Genomic DNA, 16,276 nt, shown 5'->3' on the forward strand with positions numbered 1-16,276 from the left:
AAAGCGGCTGTCGCCAGCCGCTTTTAAGTTGCTTCTGAATGCTTGATCAGCTGGCTGCGGTTTCTTCCGACGAATTAGGTTCAACTTTGACGCCCTTTTCTTTCTTGGGCAAAGGCTGTATGTCCAACAACACCTCCTCCTTGTCGTCAATGTCTACGCTCAAACGCCCACCTTCGGTCAAACGACCGAACAAGAGTTCATCGGCCAAGGCCCGGCGAATGGTGTCTTGGATCAGACGTTGCATGGGGCGTGCGCCCATCAAGGGGTCAAAACCCTTCTTGGCTAAGTGCTGGCGCAACTTGTCGCTGAAGGTGACATCCACTTTCTTTTCTGCCAGTTGGGTTTCCAACTGCAGCAAGAACTTGTCGACCACACGCATGATGACGTTTTCATCCAAAGCTTTGAAGCCCACGATGGCGTCCAAACGGTTGCGAAACTCAGGCGTGAACAAACGCTTGATGTCGCCCATTTCGTCGCCTGCTTGACGAGGGTTGGTGAAACCGATGGTGGCCTTGTTCATGGTCTCCGCCCCAGCGTTGGTGGTCATGATCAAGATCACGTTGCGGAAGTCGGCTTTGCGGCCATTGTTGTCGGTCAAGGTGCCATGGTCCATGACCTGCAACAGCACGTTGAAGATGTCAGGGTGGGCCTTTTCGATTTCGTCGAGCAAGAGCACGCAGTGAGGCTTCTTGGTGACTGCTTCGGTGAGTAAGCCTCCTTGATCAAACCCCACATAGCCGGGAGGTGCACCAATGAGTCGGCTCACCGCGTGGCGCTCCATGTACTCGGACATGTCAAACCGGATCAAGTCGATGCCCATGATGTAGGCCAACTGCTTGGCTGCTTCGGTTTTACCCACGCCTGTTGGACCGCTGAATAAGAACGCACCAATAGGTTTGTCGTTTTTACCCAAACCAGAACGAGCCATCTTCACCGCAGAGGCCAGCACTTCAAGCGCTTTGTCTTGACCAAACACCACGCTCTTGAGATCACGCTCGAGTGTTTGTAACTTGCCGCGGTCATCATTGGAAACGTTGGCGGGCGGAATGCGGGCAATTTTTGCCACGATGTCTTCAATTTCGGCTTTGCTGATGGTCTTCTTGCGCTTGGAAACGGGCAGGATGCGCTGGGCAGCGCCAGCTTCGTCAATCACGTCAATGGCTTTGTCAGGCAAGTGACGGTCGTTGATGTATTTGGCACTCAACTCAGCCGCCGCTTGCAAAGCGGCCACCGCGTACTTGACGTTGTGGTGCTCTTCAAAGCGCGATTTCAAGCCTTTGAGGATATCGACGGTTTGTTCGATGGTGGGCTCGACCACATCGATTTTTTGGAAACGACGGCTCAAGGCAGCGTCTTTTTCAAAAATGCCACGGTATTCCGTGAAGGTTGTCGCACCAATGCATTTGAGTTGACCGCTAGACAACGCGGGCTTGAGCAAATTGGAGGCATCCAACGTGCCGCCCGAGGCTGCACCTGCGCCAATCAGGGTGTGAATTTCGTCAATGAACAAAACAGCGTGTGGCTTGCCCTGCAAGGCTTTGATCACCCCTTTGAGGCGTTGCTCAAAGTCGCCGCGGTACTTGGTGCCCGCCAGGAGCGCGCCCATGTCAAGTGAGTACACCACAGCTTCGGCCAAAATTTCTGGCACATCGTTTTGGGTGATGCGCCAAGCCAAACCTTCGGCAATGGCAGTTTTACCGACCCCCGCCTCCCCCACTAAAAGTGGGTTGTTTTTACGACGACGACAGAGAATTTGAATCGCACGCTCGACCTCATATTCACGACCAATCAAGGGATCAATCTTTCCATCCTTGGCCATTTGGTTGAGGTTCTGAGTGAATTGCTCAAGGGGGGACGCCTTTTCATTCTTTTCCGGTATGCCCCCCCCGTCATCTCCTTCGCTTTGCGGCGCATCTGAACCTTTGACAGGCTCAGGTGGATCACTCTTTTTGATGCCATGGGCAATGAAATTGACCACGTCCAAGCGGGTGACACCTTGCTGATGCAGGTAATAGACCGCGTGAGAATCTTTTTCGCCAAAGATGGCCACCAAGACGTTGGCGCCAGTGACTTCTTTTTTGCCATTGCCCGTCGACTGCACATGCATGATCGCTCGCTGAATGACGCGCTGAAAACCAAGCGTAGGCTGGGTATCGACTTCTTCGGTTCCGGCCACTTGGGGGGTGTTGTCCTTGATGAAATTCGCAAGCGACTTGCGAAGGTCATCGATGTTCGCTGTACAAGCCCGCAGTACTTCGGCTGCGCTGGGATTGTCGAGCAGCGCCAACAAGAGATGCTCTACGGTGATGAATTCGTGGCGCTGCTGGCGGGCCTCTACAAAGGCCATGTGCAAGCTGACTTCAAGTTCTTGGGCAATCATGTGGTTTCCTTCTGGCTTGCAACTGTGGTTTGACTGTATATGGAATCGAAAGCCATTTATTCAACTGGCTCGCTGATGCATTGCAATGGATGTCCCGCTTTTCGCGCTGCATCCATGACTTGGTCTACCTTGGTGGCCGCAACATCTTTGCTGTAAACACCGCAGACACCTTTGCCGTCTAGGTGAATTTTGAGCATGATTTGGGTTGCACTTTCACGATCTTTCGAGAAAAACTCTTGCAAAACCATGACCACGAACTCCATCGGTGTGAAGTCATCATTGAGCATGACGACCTGAAACATTTGGGGCGGCTTTGTGCGTTGCGTCCGGCGCTCTAAAACAACCGAACCACCGTCGTCACGGTCGGGTAATTGAACTTTGGGCGTTGGTTTTTTGCTTGGCATGGATTGATTCTATCGATGCACTCTGAGAAAAGGCGCAATCAAAATTGATGACCTTTTCTGGTTGAAGACTTGAGGGGAGCTCAAATGTGCTCAATCATGATTTGACCAAAGCCAGAACAGCTGACCTGTGTAGCGCCATCCATCAAACGAGCGAAGTCGTAGGTGACGCGCTTGGCGGCAATCGAAGACTCCATCGCCTGAAGAATCAGGTCCGAAGCTTCTGTCCATCCGATATGTCGCAACATCATTTCTGCAGACAAGATCATTGAACCAGGATTGACATAGTCCTTGCCTGCATACTTTGGTGCGGTGCCATGGGTGGCTTCAAAACAGGCCACGGTGTCTGACAAATTGGCGCCCGGGGCAATGCCAATGCCACCGACCTGGGCCGCGATGGCATCTGAGATGTAGTCGCCATTCAGGTTCAAAGTGGCCACCACAGAGTATTCTGCCGGACGCATCAGAATTTGCTGCAAAAAAGCATCGGCAATCACGTCTTTGATGATGATGCCCTTGCCTGTCTTGGGGTGGGTGATGCGGCACCACGGCCCTCCATCGATGAGTTTTGCATCGAACTCTTTTTGAGCCAAAGCCAAAGCCCAGTCACGAAATCCGCCTTCTGTGTACTTCATGATGTTGCCTTTGTGCACGATGGTGACGCTAGGCTTGTCATGGTCAATGGCGTATTGGATGGCTTTGCGTATGAACCTTTGGGTACCCTCAATCGACACAGGTTTGATGCCAATCGCGGAGGTATCGGGAAAACGAATGGTCGTGGCGCCCATCTCATGGTTTAAAAATTCAATCAACTTTTTAGCTTCTGGACTTTCAGCCGCGTACTCAATGCCCGCATAGATGTCTTCGGAGTTTTCCCTAAAGATGACCATATTTGTCTTTTCGGGCTCTTTCAATGGAGACGGAACGCCCTTGAAGTACTGAACTGGGCGCAGACACACAAACAAGTCCAAAGCCTGACGCAAGGCGACATTCAATGAACGTATCCCGCCCCCGACAGGGGTGTTGAGCGGGCCTTTGATCGACACCACAAAATCACGCAGAGCCTGCGTGGTTTCTTCAGGCAACCAGACGTCTTCACCATAAATTCGCGTGGACTTCTCTCCAGCAAAGACCTCCATCCAATGAATTTGACGTTGACCTGCATAGGCCCGCGCCACCGCCGCATCGACCACCTTGCGCATGACGGGTGTGACATCTTGCCCCACGCCATCACCTTCGATGAAAGGGATGATCGGTTGATCAGGCACATTCAAGGACTTGTCAGCGTTGACTGTGATTTTTTGACCTTGGGCTGGCACTTGGATGTGCTGGTATGGCATTGAAAGCGCTCCGAACGGTATAGACTCATTTTGATTCTAGTGATGCCAACTCTGTCGCACCTCACCAAACCTATGCGTGTGCGACAGTCACTCAACGCATAATATTTCAATGAAACGAAGTATCACCCTGATTTTCTTGGCTTTGGTCAACCTGTGTGCAGTTGCGCAAGAGGGGCCTCAAACGAACCTGCCTCGCCTCAAGCTGCAAGCGGGCATGTACCAAATTGATGCGCAGGTCGCTCAAACCCCTGATCAGCGCAGCGTTGGACTGATGTTTCGCAATGAGATGCCAGCCCACGAAGGGATGTTGTTTGTATTTGAACAACCCAGCGTGCAGTGTTTTTGGATGAAAAATACTTTGCTCCCACTGACTGCTGCCTTTGTGGCTGACGATGGAACCATTGTGAACTTGGTAGACATGAAACCGCAAACGACGGATGCACATTGCTCCACCAAGCCAGTGCGCTATGTGCTCGAGATGCACCAAGGTTGGTTTACCAAAAAAGGATTCAAAGCGGGAATGCGATTGGGTGGCACCCCTTTCAAACCTTGAAATCCACATGCCTTCAATGAAAAAAGCCGACCAGAAGTCGGCTTTTTCGATTTTCAATTTGAAACTTTATGCAAAGTTACTTTCGGCAAAACTCCAGTTCACCAACTTGTCGAGGAAGGTTTCGACGAATTTGGGGCGCATGTTGCGGTAGTCGATGTAGTAGGCATGCTCCCACACGTCAACGGTCAACAAGGCTTTATCCGCAGTGGTCAGTGGGGTGCCAGCAGCGCCCGTGTTCACGATGTCTACTGAGCCATCGGCTTTTTTGACCAACCATGTCCAACCAGATCCAAAGTTACCCACTGCGCTCTTGACGAACGCCTCTTTGAAGCCTGCATAGCTGCCAAACTTGGCATGGATGGCAGCAGCCAAAGCTCCGCTAGGCTCGCCACCCCCTTGGGGTTTCATGCAACTCCAGAAAAAGGTGTGGTTCCAAATTTGAGCCGCGTTGTTGTAAACACCGCCGCTGGATTTTTTGATGATCTCTTCCAGAGACATGTTTTCAAATTCAGTGCCCTTTTGCAAATTGTTGAGGTTCACAACGTACGCATTGTGGTGCTTGCCATGGTGGTATTCCAAGGTTTCTTGGGAGTAGTTGGGGGCCAATGCATCAATGGCGTAAGGCAGTGCGGGGAGCGTGTGTTCCATGAGGTCCTCTGTGGTGAAAAAAATTGAATTGTAAAAACTAAAACTGGCGAGACGCCAAAACCTGCAATTCAACCACGCCATCGGCAAGGGTTGCTTGCAAGGCTTGACCAGGCTTGGTTTGCGTCACAGAGGTCAGGGCTTCGCCTTGTGCGTTGCTGAGCCAAGAAAAGCCGCGTTGGAGTACCAAGCGGGGATCCAGTAATTCAAGCCTTAAAGCGGCTCTCTGCAAGCGCTCACGCGCAGTTGCAGGGGCTTGTTGCAGGCCTCGGTTGAATGTGCTGGTCAAACCCATCAGGGCATGTTGTTGACGTTGTATTTGAGATTTCAAGGTGGATTGAAACCTTTGCTGCAGGCCTAAGAGCTCCATTTTCTGCTGAGAAACGCCGTGAGAGGGGCGTCCTAATCGTGTTTGAGCACGGTCCAAGCGTTGGATGTGCGTGTCTAGCTGACGACCCGCGACGGTTTGCATGACTTCAGCCCAAGATTGCAAGCGGTTGAGCAATTCCTGTCGGGGCACGGCACACAGTTCGGCGGCGGCTGTAGGTGTTGGAGCACGCAGGTCAGCGCAAAAATCTGCGATGGTGAAGTCAGTTTCATGGCCCACACCAGCGATCACAGGAACAGGACTTGCCGAAATGGTGCGAGCTAAAGCTTCATCGTTGAACGCCCACAGATCTTCCATCGCACCCCCACCCCTGACGAGCAAAATAACGTCCACTTGCGGTTGACGAATCAGGGACTCAAGGGCGTGCAAGAGGGACTTTGCTGCATCAGGGCCTTGCACTGGGGAGGGCGCCAGTAAGACAGGGATGTGAGGGACCCGACGTTGGAGCGCTGTCGCTACATCGTGCAATGCTGCGGCGCCCAAAGAGGTCACAACGCCAATGCATCTGGGCTGATCAGGGGGAGCTCGTTTACGTTCTGCAGAAAACAAACCCTCCGCTTCAAGCTTGGACTTGAGGCGCAAGAACTGCTCAAACCATGCGCCCTGCCCCGCTCGACGCATGCTCTCGACGACCAATTGCAGTTCACCCCTCGGCTCGTAAACGCCAATTCGCCCGCGCAACTCCACAAGCTCGCCATCCGTTGGGGAGAAATCTAGCAAATGAGCTGCTCGTTTGAACATGGCGCAACGCAATTGACCTTGACCGTCTTTGATCGAAAAGTAGCAATGCCCACTGGATGCGCGTGTAAAGCCCGAAACCTCTCCGCGCACCGCGACCGGATTGAACCGCGCATCTAAAGAGTCAGCAACGGCGCGGCAAAGCGCACCAACGGACCACATCCGTGGCGTCAAACCTAGAGATTCAGAAGGTGACACGGAGACATTCATCCACAGAAGGAGCTAGCAGTAGCCCTAACAGGCACGACAGCCAAGAATATCGGAGTTTCGTTACAAGCTGTTGATTTCATTGGTTATTTCGCTGCTTAAAATCATGACATTGTGGGCGGATCAAGCCTGGATGCGTTTTGTGCGGAGTCGGCATAGAACTTACCCACAAAGTTATCCACAGAACATGTGGATGAATCGGTGGTTCATAATGAGCGTTGTGATTTCAACGGAGTGGCGCATTGCTTTCGATCATACAAGCGGCTGGTTGGCCGATTTGGCCTTTACTGGCTTGCTCTGTGGTGGCCTTGGCCTTGATCATCGAGCGACTTTTGAGTTTGCGTGAACATTTGGTGGCGCCACCCAGTTTGCTAGAACAAGCCATACAAGCTTCGCTCCAGAGCATTCCTCAGGCGGACGTCATTGCACAGTTGGAGCAGCATTCATCCTTGGGACAGGTTTTGGCCAGTGGCTTGCACGCTCTGCAATCGAGCCCCGCCATCAACGACGTGGATTTGCGCTACAGCATGGAGGTTGCAGGGCGCCGAGCTGCCCACACTTTGGAGAAGTACCTGTCCGCTTTGGCGACCATCGCATCGGCGGCACCTTTGTTGGGATTGCTGGGGACCGTCATTGGCATGATCGATATTTTCGGATCTCAAACGCCTGGTGCGGGCAATCCTGCGCAACTTGCGCAAGGCATTTCCATGGCCTTGTACAACACAGCTTTTGGTTTGATTGTGGCCATTCCAAGCTTGATGTTCTGGCGCTATTTTCGCGGGCGGGTTGACGCTTACGTTCTGAGCTTGGAGTTGGATGCTGAACGGTTTGCCAGACATTTGTTGGTATTGCGCGGCAAGTTGCGTTGATGGCCTGTCGCTGACCATGAAATTTCATCGCTCTACCTCGCCTGAACCGGAGATCAACTTGATCCCGTTCATTGATGTGTTGTTGGTGGTCTTGATATTTTTGATGCTATCGACCACCTACAGCAAGTTCACGGAAATGCAACTGAATTTGCCAATTGCCGGTGACACACCCGTCAAGGACCGCCCCAACGACATCGTGGTGGTGATTCACAGCGATGGACGCTACACCATCAATGCCATTCCTGTGACAGGACGCGACATTCAAAGCTTGAGCCAAGCATTGACTCAAGCATCACAAAATTTAGATCATCCCCTGGTCGTGATCAGCGCAGACGCGCAAGCCCATCACCAATCTGTGATGTTGGTCATGGAGGCCGCTCGCCGCAACGGATTGAGTCAGTTGACGTTTGCTGCCCAACTAGGGCAGTGACCAGACTGAGCGTGATTGAAGCCCTAGCATGAGTCGTCTTCGTCACATTTTGACCCGGGCTTGGATTCGCCGAGGACTTTTAGCCTGGGCCCTCAGGCCCATCAGCCTGTGCTTTGAAGGGCTGGTGACATGCCGGCTTTGGCTTTATCGGCAAGGCGCGCTTCAACCTCAGCCATTGAAAGTGCCCGTGATTGTCATAGGCAATGTGATGGTGGGGGGCGTTGGAAAAACACCTGTGGTCATCGCTTTGGTCCAACACCTCCAAGAACGCGGGATTTGCGTCGGGGTCTTGTCAAGAGGTTACGGCCGCGTCTCGCGCGACTTACGCGAAGTTCACCCCACCAGCCGGGCAGAAGATGCGGGGGACGAACCCTTGTTGATTTCCCGTGCCTGTGGCGTGCCTGTTTGGGTTGGCGCCAATCGCATCGAAGCTGGCAAGTCATTGCTTGAGCACTACCCAAAGACACAGGTGCTGGTGTGCGACGACGGTTTACAGCACTTGCCACTGGCGCGCGACATTGAACTTTGTGTTTTTGATGAACGAGGCATCGGCAACGGATGGATGCTGCCAGCAGGTCCCTTACGTGAGCCATGGCCGCGGGCTGCGAACTCAAGCATCGACCGATTTGAGTTGAGCAGTGCCTCATCGCCTATTTCGGGACGGTTCCAAATTCTCAGGGAATTGGCTGATTTTGCAGTTCGGGCAGACGGGACTCGTCGCCCTTTTCCGATGGGATTTGCAAATCCAGTCCAGGCTTTGGCGGGCATCGCCAAACCCCAAGTGTTTTTTAGCATGCTGCAAGATCTTGGCTTGACATTGACACATACCCAAGCCATGCCAGACCATGCAAACCTGCATGGGGTATCGATTGATGCGTCCTTAGGTGAGTTGCTGTGCACTGAAAAAGATGCCGTGAAACTCTGGGCAGATCATCCTGGTGTTTGGGCAGTTCCATTGATCACCACCTTGCCAGCAGAGCTGCTTGAAGCCCTGGATGCCTGTCTAGACAGACGGCTATCATCACACCATGGACTCAAAATTACTTGAATTGTTGGTGTGCCCAGTGACCAAAGGCCCACTTGATTACCACCGCGACCGTCAAGAGTTGGTCTCTCGAAGTGCACGATTGGCTTATCCCGTTCGCGACGGAATTCCAGTGCTTTTAGAGCATGAAGCCCGCGTTATGACCGATCAAGAGCTGGAATCCTGAATGGCTTTTTCTGTGCTGATACCTGCTCGCATGGCATCGTCGCGTCTGCCAGACAAACCTTTGGCTGATATCGCAGGATTGCCAATGGTGGTGAGAGTCGCGCAACAAGCGTTGCGTTCAAAAGCCAATCGGGTGGTCGTGGCCGCAGATGACGAGCGTATCGTTCAAGCATGCAAACACCATGACATTGAAGTCATCCTGACCCGAAGCGATCATCCTTCCGGTAGCGACCGCTTGGCAGAGGCTTGCTCGCTGTTAGGGCTAGATGATGGGGCCATCGTGGTGAATGTCCAAGGGGATGAGCCTCTGATTGATCCTTCTGCGATTGACGCGGCAGCCACCTTGCTACAACAACGTTCGGATTGCAGCATGAGCACATTGGCGCACCCCCTCGACAACATCGAGGACTTTCAAAATCCCAATGTGGTGAAGGTCGTGTTGGATGCTCAAAGCACTGCGCTTTACTTCAGCAGAGCGCCAATCTCTTGGTGGAGAGATGGCTTTGCTGATGGAATCACCCAGCTGCCTCAACCCCATCCTCTGCGTCACGTGGGCTTGTATGCCTATCGGGTTGGTTTTTTGAGAGCGTTCCCAAAAATGAGTCAGGCGCCCATTGAAATCACCGAATCCCTGGAGCAACTACGTGCCATATGGCACGGCCACCGAATCGCTGTGCATGTCACAACCACCTCACCCGGGCCAGGGGTCGACACCCCAGAAGATTTAGACAGAGTTCGCGCCATCTTTGAGCGTAAGTCGTAAGACTTTGAAAGGGGATCGCATGCTATCCTCGCCAACAAAAGAACCGGGTCATCACATTCGAGGAACAAAAAGCATGAGACTGATTTTGTTAGGCGCCCCAGGGGCTGGCAAGGGAACGCAAGCCACCTTCATTTGCCAAAAATATGGGATTCCCCAAATTTCTACGGGTGACATGTTGCGTGCTGCTGTCAAAGCTGGAACTCCTCTTGGTTTAGAAGCCAAGAAAGTCATGGATGCTGGTGGCTTGGTGAGTGATGACATCATCATCGGCTTGGTCAAAGAGCGCATCACACAAGATGATTGCGCCAAAGGTTTTTTGTTCGACGGTTTTCCACGCACCATCCCCCAAGCAGACGCGATGAAAGCTGCGGGGGTGAAATTAGATTACGTGTTAGAGATTGACGTCCCGTTTGATGCCATCATCGAACGCATGAGTGGTCGACGGGCACACGTGTCAAGTGGTCGCACCTATCACGTCAAGTTCAACCCCCCCAAAGTTGAAGGCCATGACGATGTCACCGGAGAGCCCTTGATCCAACGTGATGATGACAAAGAGGAAACCGTGAAAAAACGGCTCGACGTCTACAGCGCGCAAACCCGCCCCTTGGTAGATTACTACGCCAATTGGGCCAAAACTGGCGATGCTGCGGCCCCCCATTACCGCGCCATTGCGGGCATCGGAACGGTCGATGAAATCAAAGACCGGGCATTCACTGCTTTAGCCAGCTAAGGCTGCTGAAAAGCCAAACAAGGCCGCAGATCAGCGGCCTTTTCTTTGGTAGATCAATTCCAGCATCAAGCGCACCCGGGCTTGAACCGCCGTCATCAAGCCGGCATGTTGAAACACATCATCTGAACGAGACTGCACACCTCCTTGGGCACAGCGTGAAGTTCTCATCACCACTGCACCTAAGGCTTGGGCATTCTCAAGAGCATGTTGCAAGCTTCGATGCAAAGTGCCGTTTCCAGTTCCCGCAACCACCCAACCATCAGGCGGCTTGTTTGCCAACATGGCAAGAACCAAGCCCCCATTGGTCGAAGCGTGGCTCATCACCAGTTCCACATGGGGCCAAGGCTCACACGCTAAGACGGTAGACAGCGATGGCACCCTCTCAAGACAGTTGAGTTTGGACGGTTCGCGCAACCTTTCAAAGACGCCATCTCTCATCAAGCCTATTGGTCCTGCCTCGCCAGAGGTAAAGGGATTCAGTCGTTGGCTGTGTGTCTTTTGTATTTCATGTGCAGCATGAACCTCGCCTGCACAGACCACCAACACGCCAGTCGCAGATGCGTTTGCGACCAAATCGAAGGCGCTTTGCAGATTTTGGACACCGTCACTGTCTGGTGCGTTTGCCGCCCTCATGGCACATGTCAGCACCACTGGCTTGTCATCTGGTAAGACGGCATTCAAAAAGAAAGCAGTTTCCTCAAGCGTGTCCGTTCCATGCGTCACCACCAAACCTTGAACGCAGTCTTGTGCCAACCAATACGCACATCTTTGGGCCAATTTCCGCCACAAACCTTCATCCATGTCTTTGCTGTCGATCTGTGACACCTGTTCAGTCACAACTTCATGCGCTTCGGTATCAATGGTGTGCATCAAATCGACCACAGCCAACTGGCCAGATTGGTAATTTTCAGGTGCCGTCGGATCCTGAGCCACACCTGCGATGGTGCCCCCTGTGGCCAAAATCACGATTTTTTGAGTATTTTTTTGAATCATCACTTGCCAAACGCAAAAAGCTGGTTAAAAATACAGTTACTGGATGTGCGAACAGCCCCATTCATTCAAACCACATTGTGCAGGAGTTAGAACGATGAACGACATGCCGAAACTCACACCACGCCAACAGCAAATACTGGAGCTGATTCAATCGGCCATTGCGAACACGGGCTCGCCCCCAACGCGTGCAGAAATCGCCAACGAGTTGGGTTTCAAATCTGCCAATGCTGCCGAAGAACATCTACAAGCCTTGGCCAGAAAAGGCGTGATCGAGTTGGTCAGTGGCACCTCACGAGGCATTCGACTGAAGGGGCAAAACCTACGCGCCATGCAGAGCTCCATGGCCCAGCAGTTCACACTTCCCCTTCAAAGCTTGGCTCAATTGGCCCTGCCTTTGGTTGGGCGCGTCGCAGCAGGCTCGCCCATCCTGGCTCAAGAACATGTAGACCAAACCTATTACGTCGAAAGCAGCCTGTTCCAACACAAACCAGACTATCTGCTTCGTGTCAGAGGCATGTCCATGCGTGATGCCGGCATCATGGATGGTGATTTGTTGGCCGTTCAATCGACCCGCGATGCAAGAAACGGGCAAATCGTGGTTGCCCGCTTGGGAGATGAAGTCACTGTCAAAAGATTTCGTCGTACACCCACCCGCATTGAACTAGAAGCCGAAAACCCCGACTACCAAACGATAGTGGTCGAACCCGGTGAACCCTTTGAAATTGAAGGCCTCGCAGTAGGCCTGATTCGCAACACCATCTTGATGTGAAGAAAGATTCTTATGAACCTTGCACTTTTTGGCGCATACCGCCTGATCAATCCATTGCAAAACACCCTACGTGGATTTTTGCCCGCCCAGGCACTGCAAAGTGCACCTCCTGTGGCAAAACCAAGCCGACCGCTTCGCGTGGCGCGGGTCATGGAGGCTCAACAAAGTAAGCATCAGGCAGGACGTATGGTCATCTCTGGTCGAATGGCCGATGTTTGCGCTGAACTTGATCGACTCGCTGGGCTGGAAAACAACCCTTAAGGTAGACAAGATCGGACTGAGAGGTGCATCTGCCTGATGCCCTTGTCAGTCCGGGATCAAGGGTTCGAACCGAGCAAGTAATCTGCTTTGCCAATGTCTACACCGTTGTGACGCAAGATGGCATAGGCAGTGGTCACATGGAAGAACACATTGGGAAGTGCCCAGTGCTTCAGATAGTCCTCCCCGGTCATGGTGCGAGTTTTGTCCTTGCCGACGGGAAATGTGATGCTTTTGAGCTCTGTTCCGTCCAAAGCAGATGCTGGCACTGTCTTGAGCCAATCGAGGATTTTCTGAATGCGAGACATCAACTCCACCAAGTTGGTTTCTGTGTCTTCAAACTTTGGAGCCTCTAGGTCAGACAACCTCGCAACACACAATTTGGCCGCATCACAAGCAATCAGAACTTGACGGGTGAATGGCAGCATATCAGGGGCCAATCGGTATTGGGTCAACACAGATGGGTCAAACTTTTTAGCCTCGGCATGCGTTTGCGCTTTGGCGAGCAAATGACTCAAGTTGGTCAACATGGTCTGAAAGATGGGCAAAGATGCCGAAGACATAGAAATGGACATGGCGTACTCCAAGCGACAATTGCCTCATCGACTGACAAGGCACAATTGCATTATGAACATCGTGATCCTAGACGACTACCAAGATGTCGTCCGAAAACTCCACTGCGCCTCCAAATTAGAAGCCTACCAAGCAAAGGTTTACACCAATACCATCAAAGGCATTGGGCAACTTTCAGTTCGCCTCAAAGATGCTGAAATTTTGGTGTTGATTCGGGAGCGAACTCAAATCACCCGCCAGTTGATCGAAAAGCTGCCCAATCTCAAGCTCATTTCTCAAACAGGCAAGGTGGGCAGCCATGTGGATGTCGCTGCATGTACTGAGCGAGGTATCGTGGTGGCAGAAGGCTTCGGGTCACCGATTGCTCCTGCGGAGCTGACTTGGGCCTTGATCATGGCCGCCATGCGCCGCATTCCTCAATACATGAGCCATTTGAAACATGGCGCTTGGCAGCAGTCTGGCCTCAAATCCGGCTCAATGCCCACCAACTTTGGCTTGGGTCAGGTGCTCCGGGGTAAAACATTGGGTATTTGGGGCTACGGGAAAATTGGCCAACTTTTAGCCGGTTATGGCAAAGCTTTTGGTATGCGTGTTTTGCTTTGGGGCAGCGAAGCTTCTCGTGAACGCGGACTCAAGGATGGCCTGAATGTGGCGGCGTCACGCGAAGAATTTTTTGCTGAATCCGACATTGTCAGCCTGCACCTGCGTCTCAATGATGCCACGCGTGGCATCGTGACGGCAGCTGATTTGCAACGGATGAAGACCACGGCCTTGCTGGTCAACACCTCAAGGGCTGAGTTGATCGAACCCGATGCGTTGCTGGGGGGATTGAACCGCGGACGTCCAGGGATGGCTGCGATCGATGTGTTCGAAAGCGAACCCATTTTGCAAGGTCACGCCCTGCTTCGCCTTGAAAACTGTATTTGTACGCCACACATCGGCTATGTGGAACAAGACAGCTATGAGTTGTATTTCGGCACAGCATTTGACAACGTGGTGAACTTCATCAAAGGCACCCCCACCAACATCGTCAATCCAGGCGCTCTTCAAGTTCGACGCTGAACATGAACCTGGCCACACCGGCAGTTTTGTGGTGCTTCCTGTTCGGGAACTTCGTCATTGGCTTTGGCGTCCTCATGGTGCCTGGTTCTCTGAACGACATCAGCCGTGATTTACAAATTTCAGTGGCTCAAGCTGGCGGGCTGATCACGGCGGGATCTGTGCTGATATGCCTGAGCGCTCCTGTCTTTGCTTCCATCCTTGGAAAATATGACCGACGCCAATTGTTGGGTTGGATCATGCTTTGGTACGGATTTGCCCATGCGCTGTGCGTGTTGATGCCTAGTTTCGAAGGTGTCCTGTGGCTTCGTGTGATGGCCATGATTGCCCCGGCCATCTTCACCCCCCAAGCAGCGGCTTGCATCGGTCTGTTGACCAGCCCTGCTGAACGAGGTCGGGCCATCACCTTTGTATTTTTGGGCTGGTCCACGGCCTCCGTGCTAGGGATGCCCGCTGCGGCGTGGATTGGAGAGGTCTTTGGTTGGCGCGTTGTCTTCAGCGTGTTGTCGCTGTTGGCTTGTTTCAGCGCCGCATGGGTGTGGTTGGTGCTTCCCAAAGGCCTGTCCCCGCCCGTGATGTCCTTGTCTGCATGGCGCAAAACATGGGGCTCTTGGCCATTGATGATGACCGTCGGTGTAACCGTGCTCAGTGCTTCAGGCCAGTTTGTTCTGACAGCCTACTTTGCCCCCTATTTCAAGCAAACGCTTGACACCAGTCCGCATGAGTTGAGCCTGCTCTTTGCAATTTTTGGCGCCTTTGGCTTGATGGGCAATATGTTGATGTCACGCCATATTGACCGCTGGGGCGCCGCCAAGGCGGTGAACCTTTGCTTGATCATGATGTCTGTGAGCTTGTTGCTGTGGTCCCTTGGCAGCAATTTTTGGCTCGCCGCCATGATCTTGATTCCCTGGGGCTTGGGCATGTTTGCCTGCAACTCAGCACAGCAAGCGCGCCTGATACAACTCGCCCCTGCCTTGGCATCAGGTTCTGCTGCGCTCAACACATCCGCCATTTATTTAGGGCAAGCCATTGGTTCAGCCGCTGGAGGCTGGTTGATCAGCCACGGGGCGATGAATGAACTGCATTGGTTTGGTTGGATGGGTGTTTTGTTGGCCTTGGGGTTGAGCCTGCAAGCAGCGCGTCTTGCACGTCCACTCGATGTATCGCGCTCCATCTAAGCCGATGGCTTGGCGTATCGCGCGGCCATCTGATCAGCATTGGCCTTGCGATCCGCATTGACCTTCTGAACGGACGAGCGTTCAGCCATTTGTTTGCCATAGGCTTTGACAGGAAGTGCTGCCAGCATGTCCTCTCCCAGCACGATTTTTGTGGCCATCGACACAACAGGCAAATGAACAATGGCTGCGCAATCGGCCAAAGTGAAATGGTCCCCTGCAACATAGGGTGCGAATTTGGCCAGCTTAGAAAACCCCTCTATGCCCTTAGCCAGTTGTTTGCGCACCCGAGCTTGAGCCGCCTCAGAGGTTTGTCCGCCAAAGAAAGCTTGTCCGTAAAGTTCACGCGCAACCAACTCGATGTGCGTTTCCAAATACACAATCAGCTCACGCACTTTCGCAGCGGCAAACGCATCACTGGGCAACAAGGGAGCTTGCGCGTAGGTTTGTTCGATGTACTCAGCACATACGGCAGACTCACTCAAACACCCTTGGGGGGTCTCTAAAAAAGGAACCTTTCCCATGGGAGAACGGGCATAGACCGATGGGTCGACAGGATTGACCCACACCAGCTCTTCATCAAATTCAACTTGTTTTTCAAGCAATTGAATTTTCAGTTTGTTGTAGTAGTTGCTGACAGCAAAACCACAGAGTTTGAGCGTCATGGCGAGTCCCCATTTTGGCAAGTTGAAAAGAATATTCTGTCACAGACACTTGGCGTGGAAACTTAAAAAATCCATGGTCACACGCCAAACAAGCCCGCTGGCAGATCGACTTGCTCGGCGATAATACAAA

The 16,276-nt window shown here is 52.7% G+C and carries 19 protein-coding genes; 11 read left to right on the forward strand and 8 right to left on the reverse strand.

The genetic code is table 11. From position 1 onward, the window contains the following. Positions 1-46: 46 nt before the first annotated feature. From clpA to icd, 3 genes are all read right to left on the reverse strand, one after another. The gene (gene clpA, locus ACKWJN_RS05320) at positions 47-2,380 is read right to left on the reverse strand and encodes an ATP-dependent Clp protease ATP-binding subunit ClpA (RefSeq protein WP_408595196.1); all 2,334 of its coding nucleotides are present in this window, start codon (positions 2,378-2,380) and stop codon (positions 47-49) included. Between the two features lie 56 nt (positions 2,381-2,436). Next, positions 2,437-2,784, reverse strand: coding sequence for an ATP-dependent Clp protease adapter ClpS (gene clpS, locus ACKWJN_RS05325; RefSeq protein WP_408595198.1), 348 nt, complete (start codon positions 2,782-2,784; stop codon positions 2,437-2,439). 80 nt (positions 2,785-2,864) lie between these two features. After that, positions 2,865-4,121, reverse strand: coding sequence for an NADP-dependent isocitrate dehydrogenase (gene icd, locus ACKWJN_RS05330; protein ID WP_408595199.1), 1,257 nt, complete (start codon positions 4,119-4,121; stop codon positions 2,865-2,867). 109 nt (positions 4,122-4,230) lie between these two features. Here icd and ACKWJN_RS05335 point away from each other — a divergent pair, with 109 nt between their 5' ends. Next, positions 4,231-4,674, forward strand: coding sequence for a DUF192 domain-containing protein (locus ACKWJN_RS05335; RefSeq protein WP_408595201.1), 444 nt, complete (start codon positions 4,231-4,233; stop codon positions 4,672-4,674). A 66-nt stretch (positions 4,675-4,740) separates the two neighbouring features. Here ACKWJN_RS05335 and ACKWJN_RS05340 read toward each other — a convergent pair whose 3' ends face one another. Both ACKWJN_RS05340 and xseA read right to left on the reverse strand, forming a co-directional pair. Further along, positions 4,741-5,322 carry a Fe-Mn family superoxide dismutase gene (locus ACKWJN_RS05340; RefSeq protein ID WP_408595203.1) on the reverse strand — a complete coding sequence of 194 codons (582 nt, stop codon included), beginning with the start codon at positions 5,320-5,322 and terminating at the stop codon, positions 4,741-4,743. A gap of 37 nt (positions 5,323-5,359) precedes the next feature. Next, positions 5,360-6,655, reverse strand: a complete 1,296-nt coding sequence (gene xseA / locus ACKWJN_RS05345; RefSeq protein ID WP_408595205.1) for an exodeoxyribonuclease VII large subunit — start codon at positions 6,653-6,655, stop codon at positions 5,360-5,362. Between the two features lie 239 nt (positions 6,656-6,894). Here xseA and ACKWJN_RS05350 point away from each other — a divergent pair, with 239 nt between their 5' ends. The 6 genes from ACKWJN_RS05350 to adk all read left to right on the forward strand — a co-directional run bounded on the left by ACKWJN_RS05350 (position 6,895) and on the right by adk (position 10,654). Continuing rightward, a complete protein-coding gene (locus ACKWJN_RS05350; protein WP_408595207.1) occupies positions 6,895-7,521 on the forward strand; it encodes a MotA/TolQ/ExbB proton channel family protein in 627 nt (208 codons plus the stop codon). Positions 7,522-7,537: 16 nt separating this feature from the next. Continuing rightward, the gene (locus ACKWJN_RS05355; RefSeq protein WP_408595209.1) at positions 7,538-7,951 is read left to right on the forward strand and encodes an ExbD/TolR family protein; all 414 of its coding nucleotides are present in this window, start codon (positions 7,538-7,540) and stop codon (positions 7,949-7,951) included. A 28-nt stretch (positions 7,952-7,979) separates the two neighbouring features. After that, a complete protein-coding gene (gene lpxK / locus ACKWJN_RS05360) occupies positions 7,980-8,999 on the forward strand; it encodes a tetraacyldisaccharide 4'-kinase (RefSeq protein ID WP_408595211.1) in 1,020 nt (339 codons plus the stop codon). After that, the gene (locus ACKWJN_RS05365; RefSeq protein WP_408595212.1) at positions 8,980-9,162 is read left to right on the forward strand and encodes a Trm112 family protein; all 183 of its coding nucleotides are present in this window, start codon (positions 8,980-8,982) and stop codon (positions 9,160-9,162) included. Before lpxK ends, ACKWJN_RS05365 begins: the two co-directional genes overlap by 20 nt. Beyond that, the gene (gene kdsB / locus ACKWJN_RS05370) at positions 9,163-9,924 is read left to right on the forward strand and encodes a 3-deoxy-manno-octulosonate cytidylyltransferase (protein ID WP_408595214.1); all 762 of its coding nucleotides are present in this window, start codon (positions 9,163-9,165) and stop codon (positions 9,922-9,924) included. Positions 9,925-9,997: 73 nt separating this feature from the next. Beyond that, complete coding sequence (gene adk, locus ACKWJN_RS05375; RefSeq protein ID WP_408595216.1) at positions 9,998-10,654, forward strand: adenylate kinase; 657 nt, start codon at positions 9,998-10,000, stop codon at positions 10,652-10,654. Between the two features lie 30 nt (positions 10,655-10,684). On the opposite strand, the gene ACKWJN_RS05380 is transcribed toward adk, so the two are convergent. Further along, on the reverse strand, positions 10,685-11,647 hold the full coding sequence (locus ACKWJN_RS05380; protein ID WP_408595218.1) for an asparaginase: 963 nt from the start codon (positions 11,645-11,647) through the stop codon (positions 10,685-10,687). Between the two features lie 94 nt (positions 11,648-11,741). Here ACKWJN_RS05380 and lexA point away from each other — a divergent pair, with 94 nt between their 5' ends. Both lexA and ACKWJN_RS05390 read left to right on the forward strand, forming a co-directional pair. After that, positions 11,742-12,416, forward strand: coding sequence for a transcriptional repressor LexA (lexA, locus tag ACKWJN_RS05385; RefSeq protein ID WP_408595220.1), 675 nt, complete (start codon positions 11,742-11,744; stop codon positions 12,414-12,416). 12 nt (positions 12,417-12,428) lie between these two features. Next, positions 12,429-12,677, forward strand: coding sequence for a hypothetical protein (locus ACKWJN_RS05390; protein WP_408595222.1), 249 nt, complete (start codon positions 12,429-12,431; stop codon positions 12,675-12,677). 56 nt (positions 12,678-12,733) lie between these two features. Here the strand turns inward: ACKWJN_RS05390 and ACKWJN_RS05395 are convergent, their stop codons facing one another. Further along, positions 12,734-13,249 (reverse strand): DUF1993 family protein, encoded by a 516-nt coding sequence (locus ACKWJN_RS05395; protein WP_408595224.1) that lies wholly within the window; start codon positions 13,247-13,249, stop codon positions 12,734-12,736. A 52-nt stretch (positions 13,250-13,301) separates the two neighbouring features. Between ACKWJN_RS05395 and ACKWJN_RS05400 the strand changes: the two genes are divergently transcribed. Both ACKWJN_RS05400 and ACKWJN_RS05405 read left to right on the forward strand, forming a co-directional pair. Next, positions 13,302-14,309, forward strand: coding sequence for a D-2-hydroxyacid dehydrogenase family protein (locus tag ACKWJN_RS05400; protein WP_408595226.1), 1,008 nt, complete (start codon positions 13,302-13,304; stop codon positions 14,307-14,309). Between the two features lie 2 nt (positions 14,310-14,311). After that, entirely contained in the window at positions 14,312-15,484 is a 1,173-nt protein-coding gene (locus ACKWJN_RS05405) for an MFS transporter (protein ID WP_408595228.1), read from the forward strand. On the opposite strand, the gene ACKWJN_RS05410 is transcribed toward ACKWJN_RS05405, so the two are convergent. Continuing rightward, positions 15,481-16,146, reverse strand: coding sequence for a glutathione S-transferase (locus ACKWJN_RS05410; RefSeq protein ID WP_408595230.1), 666 nt, complete (start codon positions 16,144-16,146; stop codon positions 15,481-15,483). The two genes, ACKWJN_RS05405 and ACKWJN_RS05410, sit on opposite strands and share 4 nt — an antisense overlap. Positions 16,147-16,276 lie beyond the last annotated feature (130 nt).

Origin of the sequence: Limnohabitans sp. (assembly GCF_046052825.1) — a bacterium.
GTDB lineage: Bacteria > Pseudomonadota > Gammaproteobacteria > Burkholderiales > Burkholderiaceae_C > Limnohabitans.

What these genes read in the sequence shown, in the direction of transcription:
- clpS (WP_408595198.1), bottom strand. Translation starts at nt 2,784, where the DNA reads ATGCCAAGCAAAAAACCAACGCCCAAAGTTCAATTACCCGACCGTGAC.
- xseA (WP_408595205.1), bottom strand. Translation starts at nt 6,655, where the DNA reads ATGAATGTCTCCGTGTCACCTTCTGAATCTCTAGGTTTGACGCCACGG.
- ACKWJN_RS05410 (WP_408595230.1), bottom strand. Translation starts at nt 16,146, where the DNA reads ATGACGCTCAAACTCTGTGGTTTTGCTGTCAGCAACTACTACAACAAA.
- ACKWJN_RS05400 (WP_408595226.1), top strand. Translation starts at nt 13,302, where the DNA reads ATGAACATCGTGATCCTAGACGACTACCAAGATGTCGTCCGAAAACTC.
- ACKWJN_RS05355 (WP_408595209.1), top strand. Translation starts at nt 7,538, where the DNA reads ATGAAATTTCATCGCTCTACCTCGCCTGAACCGGAGATCAACTTGATC.
- kdsB (WP_408595214.1), top strand. Translation starts at nt 9,163, where the DNA reads ATGGCTTTTTCTGTGCTGATACCTGCTCGCATGGCATCGTCGCGTCTG.
- ACKWJN_RS05380 (WP_408595218.1), bottom strand. Translation starts at nt 11,647, where the DNA reads ATGATTCAAAAAAATACTCAAAAAATCGTGATTTTGGCCACAGGGGGC.
- ACKWJN_RS05390 (WP_408595222.1), top strand. Translation starts at nt 12,429, where the DNA reads ATGAACCTTGCACTTTTTGGCGCATACCGCCTGATCAATCCATTGCAA.
- icd (WP_408595199.1), bottom strand. Translation starts at nt 4,121, where the DNA reads ATGCCATACCAGCACATCCAAGTGCCAGCCCAAGGTCAAAAAATCACA.
- adk (WP_408595216.1), top strand. Translation starts at nt 9,998, where the DNA reads ATGAGACTGATTTTGTTAGGCGCCCCAGGGGCTGGCAAGGGAACGCAA.
- lexA (WP_408595220.1), top strand. Translation starts at nt 11,742, where the DNA reads ATGAACGACATGCCGAAACTCACACCACGCCAACAGCAAATACTGGAG.
- lpxK (WP_408595211.1), top strand. Translation starts at nt 7,980, where the DNA reads ATGAGTCGTCTTCGTCACATTTTGACCCGGGCTTGGATTCGCCGAGGA.
- ACKWJN_RS05365 (WP_408595212.1), top strand. Translation starts at nt 8,980, where the DNA reads ATGGACTCAAAATTACTTGAATTGTTGGTGTGCCCAGTGACCAAAGGC.
- ACKWJN_RS05405 (WP_408595228.1), top strand. Translation starts at nt 14,312, where the DNA reads ATGAACCTGGCCACACCGGCAGTTTTGTGGTGCTTCCTGTTCGGGAAC.
- ACKWJN_RS05335 (WP_408595201.1), top strand. Translation starts at nt 4,231, where the DNA reads ATGAAACGAAGTATCACCCTGATTTTCTTGGCTTTGGTCAACCTGTGT.
- clpA (WP_408595196.1), bottom strand. Translation starts at nt 2,380, where the DNA reads ATGATTGCCCAAGAACTTGAAGTCAGCTTGCACATGGCCTTTGTAGAG.
- ACKWJN_RS05340 (WP_408595203.1), bottom strand. Translation starts at nt 5,322, where the DNA reads ATGGAACACACGCTCCCCGCACTGCCTTACGCCATTGATGCATTGGCC.
- ACKWJN_RS05395 (WP_408595224.1), bottom strand. Translation starts at nt 13,249, where the DNA reads ATGTCCATTTCTATGTCTTCGGCATCTTTGCCCATCTTTCAGACCATG.